This window comes from Prevotella sp. 20925_1_30, from assembly GCF_041433025.1.
Taxonomy (GTDB): Bacteria; Bacteroidota; Bacteroidia; order Bacteroidales; family Bacteroidaceae; genus Prevotella; species Prevotella vespertina.
The window spans coordinates 220,383-243,998 of the sequence record NZ_JAPWAR010000001.1; the positions used below are offsets into that span (position 1 = coordinate 220,383).

Annotated in this window: 20 protein-coding genes; 17 read left to right on the forward strand and 3 right to left on the reverse strand. The window is 41.2% G+C overall.

The genetic code is table 11. The annotated features are described in order from the left end of the window. The first annotated feature begins 64 nt into the window (after positions 1-64). The 9 genes from O3603_RS00820 (at position 65) to O3603_RS00860 (ending at position 12,955) form a co-directional block, all read left to right on the forward strand. A complete protein-coding gene (locus tag O3603_RS00820) occupies positions 65-1,753 on the forward strand; it encodes a S41 family peptidase (protein WP_315441459.1) in 1,689 nt (562 codons plus the stop codon). A 487-nt stretch (positions 1,754-2,240) separates the two neighbouring features. Further along, positions 2,241-2,708, forward strand: coding sequence for a ribosome assembly cofactor RimP (gene rimP, locus O3603_RS00825; RefSeq protein ID WP_009435524.1), 468 nt, complete (start codon positions 2,241-2,243; stop codon positions 2,706-2,708). Positions 2,709-2,713: 5 nt separating this feature from the next. Then, positions 2,714-3,979, forward strand: a complete 1,266-nt coding sequence (nusA, locus tag O3603_RS00830) for a transcription termination factor NusA (protein WP_155714909.1) — start codon at positions 2,714-2,716, stop codon at positions 3,977-3,979. 144 nt (positions 3,980-4,123) lie between these two features. Further along, the gene (infB, locus tag O3603_RS00835; RefSeq protein WP_371519639.1) at positions 4,124-7,054 is read left to right on the forward strand and encodes a translation initiation factor IF-2; all 2,931 of its coding nucleotides are present in this window, start codon (positions 4,124-4,126) and stop codon (positions 7,052-7,054) included. A 356-nt stretch (positions 7,055-7,410) separates the two neighbouring features. Continuing rightward, entirely contained in the window at positions 7,411-8,856 is a 1,446-nt protein-coding gene (gene sufB / locus O3603_RS00840) for a Fe-S cluster assembly protein SufB (RefSeq protein WP_371519642.1), read from the forward strand. A gap of 18 nt (positions 8,857-8,874) precedes the next feature. Further along, a complete protein-coding gene (locus O3603_RS00845) occupies positions 8,875-9,279 on the forward strand; it encodes a hypothetical protein (RefSeq protein WP_371519644.1) in 405 nt (134 codons plus the stop codon). A 12-nt stretch (positions 9,280-9,291) separates the two neighbouring features. After that, positions 9,292-10,047 carry a Fe-S cluster assembly ATPase SufC gene (gene sufC / locus O3603_RS00850; RefSeq protein WP_279181079.1) on the forward strand — a complete coding sequence of 252 codons (756 nt, stop codon included), beginning with the start codon at positions 9,292-9,294 and terminating at the stop codon, positions 10,045-10,047. Positions 10,048-10,299: 252 nt separating this feature from the next. Further along, positions 10,300-11,643, forward strand: a complete 1,344-nt coding sequence (sufD, locus tag O3603_RS00855) for a Fe-S cluster assembly protein SufD (RefSeq protein ID WP_371519647.1) — start codon at positions 10,300-10,302, stop codon at positions 11,641-11,643. 94 nt (positions 11,644-11,737) lie between these two features. After that, a complete protein-coding gene (locus O3603_RS00860; RefSeq protein WP_371519650.1) occupies positions 11,738-12,955 on the forward strand; it encodes a cysteine desulfurase in 1,218 nt (405 codons plus the stop codon). A gap of 5 nt (positions 12,956-12,960) precedes the next feature. On the opposite strand, the gene O3603_RS00865 is transcribed toward O3603_RS00860, so the two are convergent. Then, positions 12,961-13,242, reverse strand: a complete 282-nt coding sequence (locus O3603_RS00865) for a hypothetical protein (protein WP_371519653.1) — start codon at positions 13,240-13,242, stop codon at positions 12,961-12,963. 172 nt (positions 13,243-13,414) lie between these two features. Between O3603_RS00865 and O3603_RS00870 the strand changes: the two genes are divergently transcribed. From O3603_RS00870 to O3603_RS00880, 3 genes are all read left to right on the forward strand, one after another. Next, entirely contained in the window at positions 13,415-14,017 is a 603-nt protein-coding gene (locus O3603_RS00870; protein ID WP_371519655.1) for a ribonuclease HII, read from the forward strand. 18 nt (positions 14,018-14,035) lie between these two features. Beyond that, entirely contained in the window at positions 14,036-14,983 is a 948-nt protein-coding gene (locus O3603_RS00875) for a helix-turn-helix transcriptional regulator (RefSeq protein ID WP_371519657.1), read from the forward strand. A gap of 62 nt (positions 14,984-15,045) precedes the next feature. Then, a complete protein-coding gene (locus O3603_RS00880; protein WP_314519900.1) occupies positions 15,046-16,245 on the forward strand; it encodes an SGNH/GDSL hydrolase family protein in 1,200 nt (399 codons plus the stop codon). Here the strand turns inward: O3603_RS00880 and O3603_RS00885 are convergent, their stop codons facing one another. Further along, positions 16,246-17,397, reverse strand: a complete 1,152-nt coding sequence (locus tag O3603_RS00885; RefSeq protein WP_371519660.1) for a hypothetical protein — start codon at positions 17,395-17,397, stop codon at positions 16,246-16,248. 631 nt (positions 17,398-18,028) lie between these two features. Here O3603_RS00885 and O3603_RS00890 point away from each other — a divergent pair. The 4 genes from O3603_RS00890 (at position 18,029) to O3603_RS00905 (ending at position 21,657) form a co-directional block, all read left to right on the forward strand. After that, positions 18,029-18,484, forward strand: coding sequence for an energy transducer TonB (locus tag O3603_RS00890; RefSeq protein WP_371519663.1), 456 nt, complete (start codon positions 18,029-18,031; stop codon positions 18,482-18,484). Positions 18,485-18,724: 240 nt separating this feature from the next. After that, entirely contained in the window at positions 18,725-20,242 is a 1,518-nt protein-coding gene (gpmI, locus tag O3603_RS00895) for a 2,3-bisphosphoglycerate-independent phosphoglycerate mutase (protein ID WP_371519666.1), read from the forward strand. Positions 20,243-20,350: 108 nt separating this feature from the next. Next, positions 20,351-21,016: a uracil-DNA glycosylase gene (ung, locus tag O3603_RS00900; RefSeq protein ID WP_311454535.1), complete on the forward strand. Its 666-nt coding sequence runs from the start codon at positions 20,351-20,353 to the stop codon at positions 21,014-21,016. A gap of 44 nt (positions 21,017-21,060) precedes the next feature. Then, on the forward strand, positions 21,061-21,657 hold the full coding sequence (locus tag O3603_RS00905) for a DUF3109 family protein (RefSeq protein WP_371519669.1): 597 nt from the start codon (positions 21,061-21,063) through the stop codon (positions 21,655-21,657). A gap of 82 nt (positions 21,658-21,739) precedes the next feature. Here O3603_RS00905 and O3603_RS00910 read toward each other — a convergent pair whose 3' ends face one another. Then, positions 21,740-22,624: a helix-turn-helix domain-containing protein gene (locus O3603_RS00910; RefSeq protein ID WP_371519672.1), complete on the reverse strand. Its 885-nt coding sequence runs from the start codon at positions 22,622-22,624 to the stop codon at positions 21,740-21,742. Between the two features lie 729 nt (positions 22,625-23,353). Between O3603_RS00910 and O3603_RS00915 the strand changes: the two genes are divergently transcribed. Next, positions 23,354-23,572 (forward strand): hypothetical protein, encoded by a 219-nt coding sequence (locus tag O3603_RS00915; RefSeq protein ID WP_371519675.1) that lies wholly within the window; start codon positions 23,354-23,356, stop codon positions 23,570-23,572. Positions 23,573-23,616: the final 44 nt, after the last annotated feature.

The following is a 23,616-nucleotide window of genomic DNA, read 5'->3' on the forward strand; positions in this document are numbered from 1 at the left end:
TTTCCATTATAATAATGTACTTTTGCCCCCTATAAGCTCATAACTTACAAACAAAACATACGTGATGAAAAAACTATTCATAGTATTCTGTCTTTGGATTCTTGCTTTTGGTGGTGCTGCAGTGGCACAAAATAATTCGGACAAGGATCATAATTTTAAGGTTGCAAAGAACCTCGAGACCTTTTCTGCAATATATAAATACCTCGATTTGATGTACGTTGACACCCTCAATGCAGATGAGGTTGTAGGTAATGGTATTAATTATATGCTTCATTCGTTGGATCCTTATACGGTGTATTATCCGGAAGATAAGGTGAAAGACCTTGACCTAATGATCTCAGGTAAGTATGCTGGTATCGGTGCGGTGATACGTTATAACTTTGCTATAAAGAATACGATTATTGATCAACCATACGAAAATATGCCTGCTTCAGAGGCTGGGTTGAAGAAAGGGGATATTATTCTTGCTATTGGTGACTCGTCTATGGTGGGTAAAGATGTCTCCTATGTAAGTAATAGATTACGTGGTGATGCTGGCTCACGATTTGTCCTCACGATAAAGAGACCATCAACAGGTAAGAAGATGAAGTTTAAGATTACACGTCGTTCAATTCAACTTCCTGCTGTTCCTTATTATGGTTTGCAGGATGATGGAGTCGGTTATCTGAATCTCAACTCCTTTACAACTGATTGTTCAAAGGATGTGCGACGTGCTTTTCTTGATATGAAGAAACAAGGAATGAAGTCGCTAGTCTTGGATCTTCGAAATAATGGAGGTGGTAGTTTGCAAGAGGCTATCAATATTGTTAATATGTTTGTTCCTAAGGGCATAACATTGGTGAAAACCATTGGAAAGATAGAACGCGCAAATAAAGAATATAAGACAACTGTTGAGCCAATAGACACTGTTATGCCGATTGTTGTTCTAGTGAATGATGAGACTGCAAGTGCCAGTGAAATTACTAGTGGCAGTTTACAAGACTTGGATCGTGCGGTTATTCTTGGTACAAGAACCTATGGAAAGGGACTTGTGCAAGTGTCAATGGATCTTCCTTATAATGCTAATTTAAAGTTGACAACCAGTAAATATTATATTCCTAGTGGACGTTGTATTCAAGCAATCAATTATAAACATTCTAATGGTGGATACACTGAACACGTACCCGATTCTTTGACTCGTGTGTTCCATACTGCCGATGGGCGTGAGGTCAGAGATGGTGGAGGTATTAAGCCAGATATAGAGGTGCAACCAGACTCCTTACCTAATATTGCTTTTTATCTTACCTCATCTGGACGTGATTCAAGTGAAGTGATGTTGAATTGGGAATTGAAGTATTTGAGTACACATCCTACAATTGCTCCTGCAAAGAACTTTGTTATCTCCGATGCAGATTACGCAGACTTTAAGCAGGCAGTACTAAAGAGTGGCTTCAAATATGATCGTGAAAGCAAGAAATATCTAGAAGGTCTTGTGAAATTAGCAAGGTTTGAAGGTTATTATGATGACGCTAAACCAGAGTTCGATGCATTGGAGAAAAAGCTCAATCATAACATTGCTAAGGATCTTGATTACAACAAGCAAACCTTAAAACAGTTGTTGACAAGTGACCTTGTTTCTGCTTATTACTACCAGAGAGGATCAATGGAAAATAGTTTGCAGTTCGACAAACAATGGAAAAGGGCAGTAGAATTGTTAAAAGATCCAACTGCATATAAGAAAATACTGCAACCATCTGTTGATATTAAAAAGTAGTAAGTATTAGATAAAGCGTAAGTTTTTAAGACTATCAATAGATACCTTTTTAAAGAGAAAAGATGCCCTTTGAAGTAATCAAAGGGCATCTTCTTGGTTATTAAAGGGTATCTATATACTTGTAAAAGGGTGTTTTCGTATGATGAAAATAGCTTATTTATAATGATTAAATAGTCTGTTTTTAGTTAATTTTTAGATTGTTTTTAAAGCAAAGGAGTCGTTTCCCCTAATTCAATATAGTGCTTTCTGTTTCACAAGAAAGGCTATCTTGGGTAATAATTAAAAGTATGTTTACCTTAAGGAACATTGGTTAAGTTCGGATTGGAACGTCTTATTACACATCACTTGTGTTATATGTGTTAGAAAAGTGAAGTCTTAAGAAAAAGTAGAAAACATTTGGCTTGTGTCGAATTTATTTGTAACTTTGCACACGTTCAGAGGAATGAGGGGCTTTCGATAGCTCCTCATTTTTCATATTAAAACGCTTATGATAGATAAAAACGTTGTAAAGAGTCTCGTTGACGAGTGGCTGGAAGGTAAGGAATACTTCTTAGTTGACATTCAAATCAGTTCAGATGACAAGATTGTCGTTGAGATTGATCATGCCGATGGGGTGTGGATCGAGGATTGTGTAGAGCTGAGTAAATATATAGAAGATCGCCTTTCACGTGATGAGGAGGATTATGAGTTAGAAGTTGGTTCTGCTGGTCTAGGACAGCCATTCAAGGTTCCTCAACAGTATGTGAACTTCATTGGAAAGGAAGTTGAGGTGTTGGATAAGGATGGGAAGAAGGTTAAAGGCGTTTTGAAGAGCGTTGATGGCAATGATTTCGTCGTTGCAGTTAATGAGAAAGTACAAGTGGAAGGAAAGAAGCGTCCAGTGAAAATGGATGTAGACCATGCGTACAAGATGGATGAAGTAAAGTATACAAAATATATAATAAGTTTCAAGTAAAGGCTATGGCAGCAAGAAAAGTAGAAGAAGAGCGTCCGAATATGATCGAGACCTTTAAGGAGTTTAAAGACACCAAGAGTATCGATCGCACAACACTTGTGAGTGTATTGGAAGAGAGCTTTCGTAATGTTCTCGCAAAGATATTCGGTAGCGATGAAAACTTCGACGTGATTGTTAATCCTGATAAGGGAGACTTTGAGATTCACCGTAACCGCGTAGTTGTGGCTGATGGTGAGGTTAAAGACGAAAATAAAGAGATTAGTCTGACGGATGCACGTAAGATAGAAGCCGATTATGAAGTTGGTGAGGATGTTAGTGAGGAGGTCGATTTTAATAAGTTCGGTCGCCGTGCTATATTGAATTTACGCCAGACTTTGGCGTCAAAGATCCTTGAATTGGAGCATGACTCTCTATATAATAAGTATAAGGATCGTGTTGGTCAAATAATTTCAGGTGAAGTCTATCAAACTTGGAAACGTGAAGTCTTACTTGTTGATGACGAGAATAACGAGTTGATACTCCCTAAGGGTGAACAGATTCCACGTGATCAGTATCGTAAGGGTGAGACTATTCGTGCGGTGATTCATCGTGTTGATAATGAAAATAACAATCCAAAGATTATCCTTTCACGTACTGCTCCTGAATTCTTAGAGCGTCTTCTTGAAGCAGAAGTTCCTGAAATTGCGGAAGGCTTAATAGCAATTCATAAGATTGCTCGTATGCCTGGTGAGCGTGCGAAGATAGCTGTTGAGAGTTTTGATGAACGTATTGATCCTGTTGGAGCTTGCGTTGGTGTGCGTGGAAGTCGTGTACATGGCATCGTTCGTGAATTATGTAACGAAAACCTTGATGTCATCAATTGGACAGCCAATACTAAACTCTTTATTCAGCGCGCACTGGCTCCTGCTAAGGTTAGCAGTTTGACCATTGATGAGGAAAACAAGAAGGCTGAAGTTTACTTGCAACCAGAAGAAGTGAGTCTAGCTATTGGTCGTGGTGGTATGAATATCAAGTTGGCTAGTATGCTGACAGGTTATACTATCGATGTGTTCCGTGAGCTTGATGAACAGAATGCTGAAGAGGATATCTATTTGGATGAGTTCTCTGATGAGATTGATCAGTGGGTTATCGATGCTATTAAAGGTATCGGACTTGACACTGCTCGACAGGTATTGAATGCTCCACGTGAGATGTTAATCGAGAAAGCTGACTTAGAGGAAGAGACTGTTGATAATGTCTTGAACATATTGAAGTCAGAGTTTGAACAATAAAAGGTGATTGGTTGGTGGGTGATGGCTGTTGATTGATAGCTAACGGGTGTGACTATTTATCGACTCCATGTTCGGAACCCCTCTCTACCAAAAGGCAAAACAACTACCAACAACTAGCACCCAACACCGAATAAAATAAAGTTAATGAGCATCAGATTAAACAAAGCAATTCGAGAATTGAATATAGGACTTCAGACGGCAGTGGAGTTCTTGGAGAAGAAACAAGAGTTGGGAGAGGTTAAGAGTGACTTGAACTTCAAACTCAGTGATGGGCAGTATAATGCTCTTGTCGGAGCCTTTAAAAACGATAAAGAGGTTAAGAATGACGCTGCTAAACTTTTCCAAAAGAAGCCTAAAGAGAAGAAGTCTACTGCAGAACATAGGGCAGAGGCTCTGCTTAAGGGTAATCGTCCGCAGTATAAACCAGTCGGAAAAATAGATCTCGATCAGCTTAATAAGCCGGTCGCTAAGTCTTCTGTTGCTCCTACTGAAAAGAACTCTGAACCTGTAGCTGCTACTGCCGTTAGCCAAGAGCAGGTTAAGAATGAGGTTAATAAGGTTTTGAAATCCGAAAAAGAAGATAAGCCTGTTGTTAATGAAAAGCCAATAGAAAAGGTAGAGACAGATAAGTCTGTTACTACTAATAAAACAAAGGTTGAGAAATCTGTTGAGGGTCATATGACACAGAAGTCTGTTGAGCCAAAAGTTGTGGAGGCACCTCAGAATGAGGAAAAGAACCATGATGATTCTAAGAAAGAAGTAAAAGCTGAAGTAGTGGCAGAGCCTGCTTCGACAACATCAAATACAACTACAAATTCTGCAGTAGTGGAGGAAAAGAAAGATAATGGGCTCTTCTTGACAAAGAACGAGAAGAAGATCTTGAATACTCCTAAGGTGAATGTCTTAGGTAAGATAGACCTTAGTACGCTGAACCAGAGTACTCGTCCTAAGAAGAAGAGTAAGGAGGAACGTCGTAAAGAGCGTGAGGAGAAGGCTGGTCAGAATAATGGTCAGGGCAAGAAAAAACGCGTTCGTATTAATAAGGAACGCGTAGATATCAATGCTGCCGCTAATCAACAGCAAAACCAGAATGGTAAGAAGGGTAGCAATAACGGCAATAATAAGAACGGTGGAAAGAAGAACCGCAACCGTAATCAGAAACCATTAGAGGTTGATGATGAAGCTGTAGCACGCCAGGTAAAGGAGACACTTGCTCGTCTGACAAGTAAGAGCCAGAACAAGAAGGGTGCTAAGTACCGTAAGGAGAAGCGTGATGCTGTTCAAGAGCGTCTGAATGCGGAGGCTAAGGCAGAGCGCAAGGAAAGTAAGATATTGAAGCTGACAGAGTTCGTTACTGTTTCTGAGTTGGCTACAATGATGAATGTTCCTGTAACGAATGTCATCTCAACATTGATGTCTGTCGGTATCATGGTTTCTATCAACCAACGTTTGGATGCTGAGACTATCAATCTCGTTGCTGATGAGTTCGACTTCAAGACAGAGTATGTCAGTGCTGAGGTACAGGAGGCTGTTAGCGAGGAGGTTGATGATGAGAACGACCTTGTTTCACGTGCTCCTATCGTTACTGTCATGGGTCATGTCGACCATGGTAAGACTTCTTTGCTCGACCATATCCGTAACACGAACGTGATTGCTGGTGAGGCAGGTGGTATTACCCAGCATATTGGTGCCTATAGTGTAACATTGGAGAATGGCCGTAAGGTTACTTTCCTTGATACTCCGGGTCACGAAGCCTTTACTGCTATGCGTGCTCGTGGTGCGCAGGTTACCGATATTGTGATTATCATCATTGCGGCGGACGACTCTGTGATGCCTACTACCAAGGAGGCTATTGCTCATGCACAGGCAGCAGGTGTTCCTATGGTATTTGCAATCAATAAGATTGATAAGCCAGGAGCTAATCCTGATAAGATACGTGAAGACTTGTCACAGATGAATCTGCTCGTTGAAGAGTGGGGTGGTAAGTATCAGTGTCAAGAGATCAGTGCTAAGAAGGGATTGGGAGTGAATGAGCTTCTTGACAAAGTCCTTCTTGAAGCCGATATGATGGATCTTAAAGCTAACCCTAACCGTAAGGCTACAGGTACTATCATTGAGTCTTCTCTTGATAAGGGGCGTGGTTATGTAAGTACGGTTCTTGTGTCTAATGGTACGTTGAAGATTGGTGATAACGTTATCGCTGGTACTTCATGGGGACGTATTAAGGCTATGTTCAATGAGCGTAACCAACGCATCGAGAGTGCAGGACCTGCGGAACCAGCTATTATCCTTGGTCTGAATGGTGCACCAACAGCTGGTGATACCTTCCATGTTATGGAGACTGAACAGGAGGCACGTGAGATTGCTAACAAGCGTGAGCAGTTGCAACGTGAGCAGGGCTTGCGTACACAAACACGTCTTACTCTGTCTGATATCTCTCACCGAATCGCTCGTGGTGAGTTCCATGAGATGAATATCATCGTGAAGGGTGATACCGATGGATCTATCGAGGCATTGTCTGACTCATTCATCAAGCTGTCAACAGAGAAGGTTAATGTGAACGTGATCAGTAAGGCGGTAGGTCAGATCTCTGAGAGTGACGTTATGTTAGCATCTGCTTCTGATGCTGTCATTGTCGGCTTCCAGGTTCGTCCTTCTGCCGATGCACGCCGCTTGGCCGACCGTGAGGGTGTTGAGATCAATACTTACTCTGTCATCTATGATGCTATCGATGATGTGAAGTCAACGATGGTGGGTATGCTTGACAAGGTGAAGAAGGAGATTGTCACTGGTCAGTTTGAGGTGAAACAAGTCTTCAAGATATCCAAGGTTGGAACGGTTGCCGGTGGTATGGTTACTGAAGGTAAGGTTCATAGCAAGGATAAAGGTCGCGTAGTTCGTGATGGTATTGTTATTCATACAGCTCCTATCGACGCCCTGAAACGTTATAAAGATGATGTGAAGGAAGTCGCAACGGGTCTCGAATGTGGTATCTCGCTTGTCAACTATAATGATTTACAGGTGGGTGACATTATCGAAACCTTCACGGAGATTGAGGTTGAACAGAAATTGTAACAACATAAAAAAACCGTCTTCTCTCCGGTAAAGGAGTAAAGACGGTTTTTTCTTCATGGTAACAAATGTTGCCGTAGAACTTCATGGCATACATCTTGTATGGTCATAGAGTGTATATTTAGTATCGAGAATAGAGATGGCGAGAGCTAAAAAGACTTATTGTTGGATGAAGAGGAACGATAGGTTTTGATGCGTCAAGCAATAGGTATAAGAAAGGTAAAGAGTGTTTTTCAGATGGGCTAAACGTTAGAGATAAAGAGGTCTACAGCAATTGTAAGTATTGATCTTGATTCCTCTGACATCCTTTAACCTCTTTAACGACTGAACAGCCTCTCCTCTCTTTAATCACAAAACAAATGTCTGAGAACAAGAATAATGAATTTGTAAAGAAAGTCGCAGAGCAGAAGTATGAGTTCGGCTTTACGACTGATGTACATACGGAGGTCATTCCGAAGGGTCTGAACGAGGATGTCGTTCGACTTATTTCGCAGAAGAAAGGGGAACCAGAGTGGCTCCTCGATTTTCGTTTGAAGGCTTTCCGTTACTGGCAGACACTCCCTATACCAACGTGGGGACACTTGCATTTGCCAGAAATACATTTGCAGGATATCTCTTATTATGCTGATCCATTGGCGAAGAAGCCTAAGAATAAGGAGATTGACCCAGAGTTAGAGAAGACTTTCGATAAGTTAGGTATTCCTTTGGAAGAACGATTAGCACTGAGTGGGACGGCTGTTGATGCCATTATGGACTCAGTATCAGTGAAGACAACCTTTAAGAAGCAGTTAGCTGAGAAGGGGATTATCTTCTGTTCTATCGGTGAAGCAGTCAAGGAGCACCCAGACCTGGTGCGTAAATACCTTGGAAGTGTTGTTCCTTATCGTGACAACTACTCTGCAGCACTCAATTCTGCGGTCTTCAGTGATGGTTCCTTCGTATATATTCCTAAAGGTGTCCGCTGTCCGATGGAGCTTAGTTCGTACTTCCGCATCAATGCTATCAACACTGGTCAGTTCGAACGTACATTGATCGTAGCTGATGATGATTCGTATGTTAGCTATCTTGAGGGCTGTACTGCTCCTATGCGTGATGAGAATCAGTTGCATGCTGCGGTAGTTGAAATCGTTGTGTTAGACAATGCAGAGGTTAAATACTCTACTGTTCAGAACTGGTATCCTGGTGATGAGAATGGTAAGGGTGGTGTCTTGAACCTTGTTACAAAGCGTGGCGAACTGCGTGGAGTGAACTCTAAGCTGTCATGGACACAGGTAGAGACTGGATCGGCTATTACTTGGAAGTATCCTTCTTGTGTGTTGAAGGGTGATAACTCACAGGCAGAGTTCTATTCTGTTGCTGTAACCAACAACTACCAAGAGGCAGATACGGGAACGAAGATGATTCACATAGGTAAGAATACGAAGAGTACAATCATCTCGAAAGGTATCTCTGCCGGACATAGTCAGAATTCTTATCGTGGTCTGGTTCGTGCTACAGCCAATGCGGAGAACGCTCGTAACTATTCAAGTTGTGACTCTCTTCTCTTAGGTTCCGACTGCGGTGCACATACATTCCCTTATATGGACATCCACAACGATACTGCTATTGTTGAGCATGAAGCAACCACTTCGAAGATAAGTGAGGACCAACTCTTCTACTGTAATCAGCGTGGTATTCCTACCGAGGATGCTGTCGGCTTGATTGTTAATGGTTATGCGAAGGATGTTCTCAACAAACTTCCAATGGAATTTGCCGTTGAAGCACAGAAACTTCTCTCTGTAACTTTGGAAGGAACGGTAGGATAATATAACTGAATAAACAACATGCGAAAGCTCATTCTTATCACGTTTGGTTTGCTCCTTACAACAATGCTTCAAGCCCAATCATGGCAGATAAAGCCGTGGCAGAAATATTTGATTGATGAGCAAGTGAAGCAGGATACAGCGATTACATGCCAGTCTGTGATGGGGTTACCGTATACACCTAAGCCCTTCGATACTCGTCTCTATCGTACAGTTACGGGCTCGGAGATGATAGGTAACTTACCACCTTATAAGAAGAAATCAAAGTCTTTCTTTGGTAAAGATGCTTATTCGTCCTCGCTCCTTGAAGAGCAAATAGAGCAAGAGAGAGTAGAAAAGATGGCTCGTGGTGAATATCATTTCTCTGATTTCGTGTTCGATACGTTGTTAGATGTTGTTAATTCATTTTTAGTGAAGGATAATTAAAGCAAAGATAATATGTTAGAAGTAAGAAACCTGCATGCAACCATCGCAGGAAAAGAAATATTAAAAGGTATCAACCTCACGGTAAAAGATGGTGAGGTGCATGCTATCATGGGACCTAATGGTTCGGGTAAATCAACGCTGAGTGCCGTACTGACGGGTAATCCTCTCTATGAGGTGACCGATGGTATGGCTATTTTTAATGGCAAAAACCTATTGGAGATGAAGCCGGAAGACCGCTCTCACGAGGGTTTGTTCCTCTCTTTCCAATATCCTGTTGAGATACCTGGCGTGAGTATGACAAACTTCATGAAGGCTGCTATCAATGCAAAGCGTGCCTATGAAGGATTAGAACCAATGAAGGCTGCTGAGTTTATGGCACTCATGCGTGAGAAACGTCAGCTGGTAGGGATGGACTCCACACTCTCCCGTCGCAGTGTAAACGAAGGTTTTTCGGGGGGTGAGAAGAAGCGTAATGAAATCTTCCAGATGGCAATGTTGGAGCCAAAGCTTAGTATTCTGGACGAGACTGACTCTGGTCTTGACGTTGATGCTATGCGCATTGTAGCTGATGGCGTTAACAAGATGCATACTGATAAAACCTCATACATCGTCATCACGCACTATGAGCGACTGCTTGATATGATCAAACCAGACGTTGTTCACGTGCTTTATAAAGGTCGTATCGTGAAGACGGCAGGCCCAGAATTGGCGAAGGAGATTGAACAACGCGGTTACGATTGGATAAAGGAAGAAGTGGATAACGACTGATAACGTCGTGTAAGAAAAAGTATTTACATAATGGAGCGAGTAGGAAAAGAGTTAGTAGAAAGTTGAAATTGTCTTATAAGAGAATTCAAATTGTCCTATAAGAGAATTTAAATTGTCTTATAAGAGATTTTTAATTGTCTGTAAGATGATGGCTCTCAAAGAGTTATAAAACCTCTTTTTAGGTTGTAATAAACGGTAAAAAAGGATTACAAAGACTGCTCTTTCATTGCTCCCAAACTTCTTAAAACAAACATGCAAAGCGAAAAACAATATATAGACCTCTACACAGAGGCGCAGCAAATCATAAAGGATCACGCTGCTCCTGTGATGAATGAGGTGCGCGATAAGGCTTTTGACGATTTCCGTCGGCTGGGCTTTCCTACCAAGAAGGTGGAACGCTATAAGTACACGGACATGCAAAAGCTATTCGAACCAGATTATGGTTTGAACCTCAACAGACTTGAAATACCCGTTGACCCATACGAGACATTCAGATGTGATGTGCCCAATCTCAGCACATCTCTTTACTTTATAGTCAACGATCAGTTCTATACGAAGGCACTTCCAAACGTAAAACTCAACGATGGAGTAGTCATTGATAGTTTGAGTCGTGTGGCTAAAGAGCGTCCAGAGTTGGTGAAGAAGTACTATGGTAAGCTGGCTGACACTGAGAAAGATGCCGTTACGGCACTGAATACGATGTTAGCACAAGACGGACTCTTTATCTATGTGCCTAAGAATGTGCAACTTGATCGTACGGTGCAGGTAATAAATATCCTCCGTTCAGATGTTGACTTGATGGTCAATCGTCGTGTACTTATTGTACTCGAAGAAGGTGCTAAGGCGCAATTCCTCTTCTGTGATCATGCTGCTGACGACCGTAACTTCCTTGCCACACAGGTAATCGAAGCCTACGTAGGTGCGAATGCCAATCTTGAGTTGAACTGTCTTGAGGAAACGCATGCAAAGAATGTACGCGTGTCGAATGTATATATCGAGCAGCAGCGTGATTCACGTGCAAGTCATAACGTCATTACATTGCATAACGGAGTTACTCGCAATATGCTCGACCTTGTTTTCAAGGGAGAGGGCAGCGAGTGTTTCTGCAATGGTTGTGTGATTGCTGACAAGAATCAGCATGTTGATAACAACACGCTTATCGACCATCAAGTACCTCATTGCACAAGCAACGAACTCTATAAATACGTACTCGACGAGAATGCTGTGGGTGCTTTCGCAGGTCGTGTACTCGTTCGTAAGGGCGCACAGAAGACACTCTCACAGGAGAATAACCGTAACCTCTGTGCCAGCAAGACTGCTCGAATGTTCACGCAGCCAATGCTTGAGATCTATGCTGATGATGTTCAGTGTAATCATGGCTCAACAGTTGGACAGCTCAATGATGCCGCTCTCTTCTATATGGAGCAACGTGGTATAGACAGAAAAGAAGCTAAACTCCTCCTTGAGTTTGCCTTTATCAATGAAGTCATCGACAAGATGGAACTCGAACCACTGCGTGACCGTCTCCACCATTTGGTAGAAAAGCGCTTCCGTGGTGAGCTTGATAAGTGCGAAGGTTGCAACTTGTGTAAGTAATTAGATGTTGGGCTAATTAGCCTTATTGGCCCAATTAGTCCAATAAGCCTCATTAGCCTAATTAGCCTAATATGGCCCATTAACCCAATAGAAGATGTACGATATCAATAAAGTTAGAGAATACTTCCCGATACTCTCTCGCACCGTCTATGGTAAGCCGTTAGTTTACTTTGACAATGGTGCTACCACGCAGAAACCGCTCTGTGTGCTGGACGCCATGCGTGAAGAGTATCTTAATGTGAATGCAAATGTGCATCGTGGAGTACACTGGATGTCGCAACAGGCAACTGACTTACACGAGGCGGCACGCGAAACAGTGCGGAAGTTTATCAATGCTCGTTCCACTACGGAGATTGTCTTTACACGTGGAACGACGGAGAGTCTGAACCTTGTTGCCTCCAGCTTTACAGAAGGATGTATGCAAACAGGCGATGAGGTGATTGTCTCTACCATGGAACATCACTCTAATATTGTTCCATGGCAGTTGCAAGAACAGCGCAAGGGGATTGTGCTAAAGGTTATTCCAATGACCGATGAGGGAGTCCTCGACCTACAGGCTTATGAGCAACTCTTCACCGAACGTACAAAACTTGTTAGTGTGACGCAGGTAAGCAATGTTCTTGGCACCATCAATCCTGTAAAGGAAATGATTCGGATTGCCCACGAACATGGTGTACCAGTTATGATTGATGGTGCACAAAGCGTACCGCATTTTGCCGTTGACGTACAAGACTTAGATTGTGATTTCCTTGCTTTTAGTGGGCATAAGGTCTATGGTCCTACGGGCGTAGGTGTTCTTTATGGTAAAGAGAAGTGGCTTGACAAGATGCCACCTTACCAAGGTGGCGGTGAGATGATAGAGCACGTAAGCTTTGAGAAGACCACCTTTGAACGTCCGCCATTGAAGTTTGAAGCCGGAACTCCCGACTATGTCGCTACTCACGGACTTGCCAAAGCCCTCGATTATGTCTCTGCTTTGGGAATGGATAACATCTTTGCGCATGAGCAAGACCTCACACATTATGCCCTTCAGCAGTTGCGTGAGATAGAAGGAATGCACATCTACGGGCATGCTGGGGATAGTGGCGATGCCGTTATCAGCTTTAATATAGGCAATATCCACCACATGGACCTCGGTACACTCCTCGATCAACTTGGTATTGCAGTCCGGACTGGTCATCATTGTGCCCAGCCCTTGATGGACCGCTTGGGTGTTCTCGGAACTGTTCGTGCCTCTTTCGGACTTTATAACACCCGTGAGGAAGTAGACGCTTTGGTCGCTGGTATCAAGCGAGTATCCATGATGTTCTGATTCCTTTAGGCTCTCTTGCACATGTAAATGCTCGCTGCAAACCAAAGAACGGCAGCAAGATGTAGTAAGAGGGACGACATAATAGGGAAAGCAGCAAATACAAATACCACCTGTGCTTGCGTGATGTAAGATGCTTGTTTCGTACTTACTTCACGTTCAAGTATGGCACTGTAATATCTTCTAAGCCACATTACAGGTGCTTGAAGCCATGCACAGCCATCGCTGAAAAGTCTACTGAGGTCATTATACGACGTGTTCTGCTCTGTGAAAGTCATTTCCTTTTTCATATTCTTTGTCTTATTGTTATTTGCTATATATTATATATAAGGTGTAAGAACCATCTTTGGTTCGCATTTACAAAAGTAACTTAGCCTTGTGATGAGGGTATTCACTTAAAGAAAAACGTTTGTTATATATATTTAAGCGGAAAGGTTCTTTAACGATTAAAATGTGCTATTCATGTTGAAAAGTCATTATTATGAAGGATTAGTAGAGGCTGGTTGTGATGAAGCCGGAAGAGGATGCCTTGCAGGGAGTGTCTATGCTGCGGCTGTCATCTTACCTGAGAACTATGAGAATGATATGCTAAACGATTCTAAAAAGTTGTCAGCTAAAAAGCGTTATGTACTCCGAGAGATAATAGAACGTGATGCCCTTGCATGGGCGGTGGGTATTGTTACCCCCGAAGAAATTGACAGGATAAACATTCTCAATGCCTCTTTTCTTGCTATGCATCGTGCTTTAGATCAGTTAGGAACACATCCTGAGGCAATTATTATTGATGGGAATCGTTTTAAGCCCTATCGAGATTTACCCTTTACCACAATAGTTAAAGGTGATGGTAAGTATCTTTCTATTGCTGCAGCATCTATCCTTGCTAAGACATATCGTGACGATTACATGCTTTCATTGGCTGAGGAATATCCTCAATATGACTGGCAGTCGAATATGGGATACCCCACAAAGAAGCATCGTGAGGCTATTCGAAAATACGGAATAACACCATTTCATCGAAAAAGTTATAACCTTTTAGGAGATGGACAACTATCTTTTTATTTCTAAATCATCTAATTGTAAGTCATGAGATTTGATAAACTAAAGAAGCAATTAGAACTTATCATCCTCTTATCCGATGGTAATAACTATGCGATACAAGACTTATGTGAGCGGATGGACTTATCTCGTCGCAATTTTTATTACCTACTTGATTTTATCAAACATGCAGGTTTTATAGTATTCAAGCATGATGGATGTTATCATATTGACCGACGGTCTCCTTTCTTTGTAAGACTTCTTCAGAGTATTCAATGGAGTGACTCTGAGGTGAAGATAATCCATAGTCTCTTGGGGATGGAGGGTAATAATAGTTTAATGATCAATCAACTTCGACAGAAAATAGAAAGCGCTTATGACTTCTCTGTAGTTGTAAATTCACCAATTCATCGGCAGATTGAAACCAATTTAAAGGTTTTGAAAAATGCTATGGAGCATAAACACATGGTTAAACTATTGGGTTATTCTAGTCCACATAGCCATACAATAAAGGACAGAATAGTAGAACCTTACCTTCTTTTGCATAACAATGAGGATGTAAGATGCCATGAAATACTGTCTGGAGAGAACAAGACTTTCAAGATATCACGTATGGAAAGCGTTGAAGAACTTGAGACATCATGGTTACATGAAGATAAACATCGACAAGTTTTCACCGATATCTTTATGTTTAGTGGGGAACTTCGGCATCGTGTGAAGCTTCTTCTTGGACAATTATCACGCAACCTTTTCGTTGAAGAATACCCACAAGGAGCCTACTTGTTGACGCAGGTAAAAGATGATACATGGCTTCTTAATATTGAAGTTTGCGATTATCGTGGACTCGGTAGGTTTGTTCTTGGACTTTTTAAGGATATTCGTATAGTGGAAGGTGATGGTTTTAAGGAATATATAAAAGGTGAGATAGAAAGTCTTACTTGTCATTCTTCTCTTTTAAATAGCGACATGCATGACGCATACAAATTGAAAAAATGAAGTGAGGAGATAATCGATTAAATCGGTAAGAATTGGTATTCTGGATTAAATATAGTTATAATATGACACGTAAAATTGCATTTGTTTTATTGTTATTCATTGCTCTGACTGCCCATGCTCAGCAACCACATTGGGTGGGAACATGGGCTTGTGCTCCACAAACAGTTGATAAGTCATTTATGCCTTACAACAATCAGATGACCAATAGGTCTGTTCGTCAGGTGGTGAAGGTTAGTATTGGCGGAAATGTGATTCGTTTACAACTTAGCAATGAACTATCTTCGGAACCAATAGAAATAGCTAGTGTATATATTGCAAAGGCGGGTAATGGCTCAGAGATATATAAGACTTCCGCGAAGTATTTACAATTTGGAAAGAAGCGAGGAGTGATTGTTCCTGCTGGAAAAGCAGTCTTTTCTGATGCATTAAAGTTTAAGTTACAGCCCTTAGAGCGTGTTTCCATTACTATTAATTATCTAAAAGCACCGAAGGAACCAACCGTTCACATGGGGTCGCGCACCACCTCTTATATTCTTCGTGGAACGACTAATGCGTACTCAGACTTTACAACCGCTTTCAAGGAAGATCATTGGTTTAATATCTCTGCGATTGATGTTCTTGACGCGACATCATCGAGTATAGCCATCCTTGGTAATAGTATAACAGATGGTAAAGGAAGTACAACTAATGCTCAAGATCGTTGGCCAGATTTCCTTTCAACAGCATTGAATAATGGTGCAGGTACTAATCCTTCTAAAGTTGGGAAGACGGGTGTCTTGAATTTAGGTATTGGTAATAATCGAATCTTATCAGTAGGTTTAGGTGAGCCAGGAAAAGATCGATTCGATCGTGATATACTTGCTCAAAGAGGCTTGCGAGCCGTTATCATCTTTGAAGCAATTAATGATATAGGGACGTCAACCAACCCAGAAGAGACTGCACGAAAGCTCGTTGAAGCCTATCAAGTGATGATAAAGAAAGCACGTCAACGTGGTTTGAAAGTCTATATGGGTACGATAACTCCATTCCGTGGATGCCGTAGTTATTTCACAGAAGAGCGTGAAAAGGCACGTAAAACTGTCAATTCATGGATTCGAACAACACGTGAAATTGATGGATTCATCGATTTTGATGCTCTTATGAGAGATCCTTCTTCACCGGAGCAGTTGCGTCGTGAATGGCAAATTGGCGATTGGCTGCATCCTAATCCATCAGGTTATAAACAGATGGGAGAGTATGCGGCGAGATTCTTAATGCAGTGATTAGTTCTGTTCCAGTTTCTTTTTAAGTCTACTTTTAATAGACCTTATGGCTTGTGCTGTACAGCAGAATGCTTGTGCTTTCAGGTCATCTTCTATCCCATAGTGCTCCATAATATAATAGAAACACTCCTTTGGTGTGAGCGCAAAGCGTGGATTGTTGAGGATATAAGATAGTTCGTAATCATAGTTGGGCATAATCATGTTAAGAGCTTGTTGCTCTCTTTTGCCCATCTGTGATAAGTTTCCTCCTTTTAAGATAGTATATAAGGTATCGATTCCGAGTTTGATTTGTTCGATGGAATCGGACGTTTTTATGTTTTTATTGTGGGCTTTGATAGAATACCGGAGTTGGTTGAGCTCATCGAGCTTACTATCTATTTCTGCCTTCATCTCATCTATCGTGGCATCTTTTCGACGTAGTGTTAGTTGGATATTATGTTCTGTTTCCTGTTGTTGTTGGCGATAGAACTGAAGTTGTTGACGCATACGGCGACGAAACCATATCGTGATTCCAATTGAAACGAGGATGAGTGTAAGGAGGAGATAAGCAATATAAAGTTTCAATTCAACTGCCTTGCGTTGTGCTAAGGCTACCTCATAAAGGTCTTGCAGTTGTACAATTTCAATGTCTTTACCTGGTGATATGGCGACAATTTGGTGCCTTCTGATGTGTTGTCGCATCTCTTCTATCCGTTTCTCTTGATCTTTTCGAATGCGAGGTTTGTACTTCTCAACTCTTTGTAAGCTGTTAAGAGCAGAATCCCGTTTGCCCATTTGATTGTAGATAAAGGCTTTTTCTATGTATATATCAGTCATTCTGTGGCTACGCTTCACGTCATTAGTATTTCGTGCCGCATGCTTTAAATATTCTAAAGCAATTTTGTAAGCACCATCTTGAGCATTAATTTGTGCAATGTGATAGTAAGTAAGAAACTTTAGAGAATCCTGTGTGACGTTGAAAAGGCGCTTTTCTGCGGCCTTTAATTGGTACATTGCCTTGTGTAAATCATGTTTTTTTGTATATATAGCGGCACTATCAAGGTGCATACGAGTAATCCCATCATCTGTAGCTGGATAATGTGGAAGTTTCTTTTGACTGCATGATAGCAACGACAAAAGACAGATAAATAATAAAAGAAACTTTCTCTTCATGTGTACAAAGATAGATAATTAAAGTGGAAAAGGCAAGTTTGCTGATGTTGAGAACGATAATTTTGTGTCAAAGAGAGGTAAGTGAACTTTGTAAGTGCTTGTGATTGAGATGTCTTTTCATTATCTTTGTGTCAACAATAAGAGTGCTATTGCATTGAAGCAAAATCCTCCTTACCTTTGCATTGACGATTAGTTCCAATGATTGTCATCTGCATTTCATAAACCCGCAGCGGTGTGATTGCGTTTAAGCACTGGTGCGGGTTTTGAATAGAAAAGGTTTGGGAGCTTTCCGTAAGCTCCTCCAATGGAGAAGATATTGCCTAATAGATGTTTGTAAGGATATAATAGCTTGATTTCCATGATATTGCTTTGGAAATGGGAAGAGATGCTTTCCTTGATTTGAGAAGGGCATTTCTTTGATGTGAAGAAGGGCTCTTTTGAAGTGGAAGAAAGGCTCTGTTAAAAATGAGGAGTAACTCTTCTTTTTAGATGATAAAGATATTTTGAACTGATAGAAATGTTGAATAAGAATATTTAAAAGTGTATGGTAATGATGAAGAAGTTGTTTTTTGCGTTTTTAATCAGCTTTCTTATGATTGGAAATGCTACTGCCCAGCATCGTAAAAGAACGATGAAACCGAAGAAAAATGTCCCTTCTGGACCTACATGGCGTTATATGTGTGCAGATCCTTCACAGGACTTTTTAGACAAGATAAAGCCTGCGAAGAGTGATACAAACAAGGTGGACACCTGTAAACGTGTATCAGTAGAGAAGGAGGATAGTGTTCGGAAGTTCATTTGTGAGCTTGTTCCAACGCCTTACTTCCCTGGTGATTTGAAAGAGTTCATCGCTAAGAACCTGCGTTATCCACCTATTCTTGCAGAGACATGTGTACAAGGTCGTGTTATTATTGGGTTCTTTGTAGATGTTGACGGGACATGCAGTAATTTCAAAGTAGTGCGTTCCGTTTACCCTATTTTAGATGAAGAAGCACTGCGTGTAGCCAAGTTAATGCCTAAATGGAAGTGGACTTCAAAGCCTAAGAAAGGTATGCCTTTTTATATACCCATTGCTTTCCGAATGTAAAGGTGTTGTTTTTGAAGTTAAATGATAATGTTTAATTGTATTAAAGAATATTGTTAAACCGCTCTTAATTCATCGATTGAAAATCAAAAATCAGTAGGCTTTATGCTATCATCTTAGACTTTTATAGTACCTTTGCAAAAGATAGACAGCGATTGACAAATTGTGTATGTGTACTCTTGGTTATCGTTGGCACTATCTTTGCAATACGTAGATAATAGTGTAAAATATAAAGGTAAAATTATGGCAAAGAAAGCTTTATTGATGATCCTCGATGGTTGGGGTAACGGAAAGCATGGTAAAGGTGATGTGATTTATAATACTCCTACACCTTACCTAGACTACTTGAATGCTGTTAGTGCACACTCTCAGTTACAGGCATCAGGCGAAGATGTAGGTCTTCCTGATGGTCAGATGGGTAACTCGGAGGTAGGTCACTTGAATATAGGTGCCGGTCGTATCGTTTATCAAGACTTGGTTAAGATTAACAAGGCATGCCAGACAGGAGACATCCTAAAGAACCCTGGTATTGTTGAAGCATATAGTTATGCACAGAAAACTGGTAAGAAACTCCACTTGATGGGACTTACTTCAACTGGTGGTGTACACTCTTCTTTGGATCACCTATTCAAACTCATTGAGATTGGAAAGGAATATAATCTAAAGGATGTGTACGTTCATTGTTTTATGGATGGTCGTGATACAGACCCAAAGAGTGGTGCTGGTTTTATCGCAGACATTCAAAAGGTGTGTGACAGCAATGGTGCTCATATCGCTTCAATCGTTGGTCGCTTCTATGCAATGGACCGTGACAAGCGTTGGAATCGTGTGAAGGAAGCATACGACCTACTCGTTGAGGGCAAGGGAGTTCAGGCTACAGACATGGTGAAAGCGGTTGAAGATAGCTATGCTGCAGACGTTACTGACGAGTTTATCAAGCCTATCAATAACTCTTCTGTAGATGGAACAATCCAAGAAGGTGATGTTGTTATTTTCATAAACTTCCGTAATGACCGTGCTAAAGAGTTGACACAAGTGTTGACACAGCAGGATATGCCAGAGGAAGGTATGCACACAATCAAGGACTTGCAGTACTATTGTATGACACCATACGATGCTAACTTTAAGGGTGTACATGTACTCTTCCCTAAGGAGAATGTGATGGATACGCTAGGAGAATACCTCAGTCGTCTTGGTAAGCGACAGCTTCATACAGCCGAGACAGAGAAGTATGCGCACGTAACCTTCTTCTTCAATGGTGGTAGAGAACAGCCTTATGAGGGTGAAGATCGCATTCTTGTTCCTTCTCCAAAGGTTGCTACCTACGACTTAAAGCCTGAGATGAGTGCTTTCGAAGTGAAAGATAAACTTGTTGGAGCTATCAATACACAGGAGTACGACTTCATTGTTGTGAACTTTGCTAATGGTGATATGGTAGGTCATACAGGTGTTTATCATGCCATCGCAAAGGCTGTTTGGGCAGTTGATCATTGTGTAAAGGAGGTTATCGAGGCTGCTAAGGCTAACGATTATGAGGCTATCATTATTGCAGACCATGGTAATGCTGATAACGCAATTAACCCTGATGGCACGCCAAATACAGCCCATTCATTGAATCCTGTACCATTCATTTACGTTACTGATAATAACTCTGCAACAGTGAAGGATGGTCGTTTGGCTGACGTAGCACCTTCTATCCTTCATATCATGGGCTTGGAACAACCTTCAGATATGACAGGTGAGAACCTAATCACTGATTAATTCAACTTGAATTAAGCTAAAATTAATATAGAGGAAGTCGTGTCGAAAGGCACGACTTTTTGTTATCTCAGAACTTTGTAGTACTTTTGCAGGCAAAGAGTTAAAGCTATGCAAGTAAAGATAGAACCCTCGTGGGGTGTAAAACTCGGTGGTGAGTTTGAGAAACCTTACTTCCAACAACTGAGCGAACAGGTGAAGCAGGAGTATAAACATTATGCGTGTTATCCTCCAGGTAAGTTGATTTTTAATGCTTTTGACCTCTGTCCTTTCGATAAGGTTAAGGTTGTTATCCTTGGACAAGACCCTTATCATGAACCCGGACAAGCAATGGGCTTGAGTTTCTCAGTACCTGATGGTGTGCGACTTCCACCTTCTTTGGTGAATATATATAAGGAGATTGAAAGCGACTTAGGTGTTCCTGTAAAGACTTCTGGTGACTTAACTCGTTGGGAAGAGCAGGGTGTTCTCTTATTGAATGCCACGTTAACTGTTCGTGCGCACATGGCTAATAGTCATCAAGGATTAGGGTGGGGAGCGTTCACGGATGCGGCTATTAAAGCTCTTAGTGATGGGCGGGAACATCTGGTATTTATGCTTTGGGGAAGTTTTGCTCGTAGTAAGAAAGCATTGATAGACACGCATAAACACTTTGTTTTGGAGAGTGTTCATCCCTCTCCTTTGTCAGCTAATAGAGGTGGATGGTTTGGCCAACACCAGTTCTCCCGTTGTAACCAATACTTAAAAGAGCATGCTATTGAACCGATAGAATGGTAGTAGTGAAGCTTGCAGATGTAATGATTTAAGGTAAGAATAAGTTGATGGGTAATAGGTACGAACATATATTCATGGTGGGAAATGTCTTAGTTTCTCCTGATATCATAAACGTCAAGTTCTGTTGTGATTTAGATAAGTGTCATGGTCAATGTTGTATAGATGGCGATGCTGGAGCACCAGTGACTCTGGATGAGACAATGGCTATTGAGAATGTATTAGATACTGTTTGGGGGGATTTGTCAGCATCAGCTCAAGCCGTTATAGATAAGCAAGGCGTTGCTTATACAGATGTGGAAGGCGACTTAGTAACGAGTATTGTCGGTGGAAAGGATTGTGTTTTCACCTGTTACGATAAGGGATGTTGCCTCTGTGCATTGGAACGTTCGTATCGAAAAGGTGATATTGAATTTGTGAAACCTATCTCCTGTTCGCTATATCCTATCCGTGTAAAGGAGTTTGAGAATGGTACTTGTGGTATCAATTATCACCATTGGAAGATCTGTGCAGATGCTCGAAAGAAAGGAGAAGAACTGAATCTTCCCCTTTATAAGTTCCTAAAAGAGCCACTTACTCGGCGTTTTGGAGCTGAATGGTATGGTGAGTTATGTGAGGTTGCACAGCAGTTGACAAGTGAAAAGTAGACAAGTAAACCTATTACTTGTATTAGGTAATTTCCCTGACGATACCAGTATTAACTCGTCAACTTATTAACTTGTACACTTGTCAACTCTTCCTAAACAATGAAGGGCTCATTCCTACATGCTCTTTGAAGTATTTACCCATAAAGCTCTGATTAGCGAAATGAAGTTCATCGGCTATTTCCTTTATGCTCATCGTACTATTCTTCAGCATGACACAAAGCTCACGTACTACATACGAATCAATCCAATCGCTGGGTGTTCGTTTACTGATTGTTCGAATCGTCTCGGATAGATACTTCGAAGTAATACATAGATTCTTAGCATACCAACTGACACGACGCTCATGTCGGAAGTTCTTTTCAACCATTTGAATAAAGTCTCTAAAGATTACTTCTGCACGTGTTTGCCCCTCTGTCTCCAGTTGTTGGAACTGATAGATAATGTTACTCATGTCGTAAATGAGAGCTTTTAGCATTGTCATCACAAGTTCCTTGCGGAAACGATGTTGGGTATCTATGATTTTCTCTTTGATATGGAAGATATAATTCTCCAGTTCCTTCGTTTGATGCTTATCTAAATGAAAGACAGGATGAGTACGTGCGAAGAGGAAGAGAGCAGACAATTCATGGATGCCACTAACAATGTTGTTGAAGAAGTTATACGACAAAAGAATGGCAATACCTTTGCAGTCTGGGGATAGCTGATAGTCTCCGACAACTTGTCCTTCACTAATGATAATGACATCTCCTTCGCTTACTTCATGCTTATGAGTATCTACTGTGTATTGCGCTTTACCGTCAGTACAGAGTGCTAGAAATAGACTTTTCATGCGAGAAGATCTCGAAGGGAGGGGCACTTTAGCCATATCCTCGAACAATATCAGGTCATTGTTTATGTATTTCCCCGCTGGGTAAACGTATTTTGCATGAGCTACGTCGACCTCAGCTAAATTAATGTTCTTATTCATGTTCTTCTGTTGTTTGCGTTTGCAAATATACATATTTTCAATGACATATTCCTTGAACCACCTTTATTATATAGTAAACACCTGATAGGCACCCTATCCAATCACCAATAAATTACCAATAAATCAACTGCAAATCCTTCCCATAACCCCTTAGCAAACAGTACTATTCACTCCCCTCTCCATTCGGAGAGGGGTTGGGGGTGAGGCTGGTTGGGTCGGGGGTGAGGCTTTTTTCCCTATTTTATTTGGCTAGTTAATTTATTCTTCTTACCTTTGTCGCCGTGAAACAATTAGCAATGACATATCAAGTGAACGAAGTACTGCAAAGAATTATCCGATTCTTTGCATCTTTTTGCACTTTATCTTTGGTCAATTCAAATAATTTGCTAACACACACACACACACACATTCGCACCTAGCGTCTAATAACACATTTTTTCTTCTCGCATACGCGCGCGCGAAGCGTGCCGTAACCCCTGTAAACAAAGGACTTCTAGGAGTTTCCTTTGTTCGCTTTTTTATGCCCTTTTTGAAGACCGCTAAAACGCAAAATATAGCAATTTTTTCGAGTATAAAATCAAACTTACATAGTGCCACAGAGCATCAAGAGGAGGAGATAATTCATTGTTTTAACAACTCTTCTTATGCTTTCGTCCCTCTCTTGAACTCTGTGACACGAAGTAAAGCAAGTGAGAATCATTAATAATAACTATTTTTAAAATCAGGTAAATGGAGAAAACAAATGAAAGAGAAGTCTATTGTGCACCTCAATGCACGTGGCTTGAACTAGCTGAAGACGAATTAATGCGAGGCACATCGTTTGAGAGTACTGGCAGTGGTGGTGCCAGTGGTCACGCTTCAGCAGGCGACAGCGGTGGCTTAAACGCCAAAGCACATTCTTTCTTTGAGGATGAAGACGAGAACGAAGAGGTAGAATGGGAAGAATAAACAATGGCTTTCCATCCAAGTAAGAAACAAATAAAAACAGAATA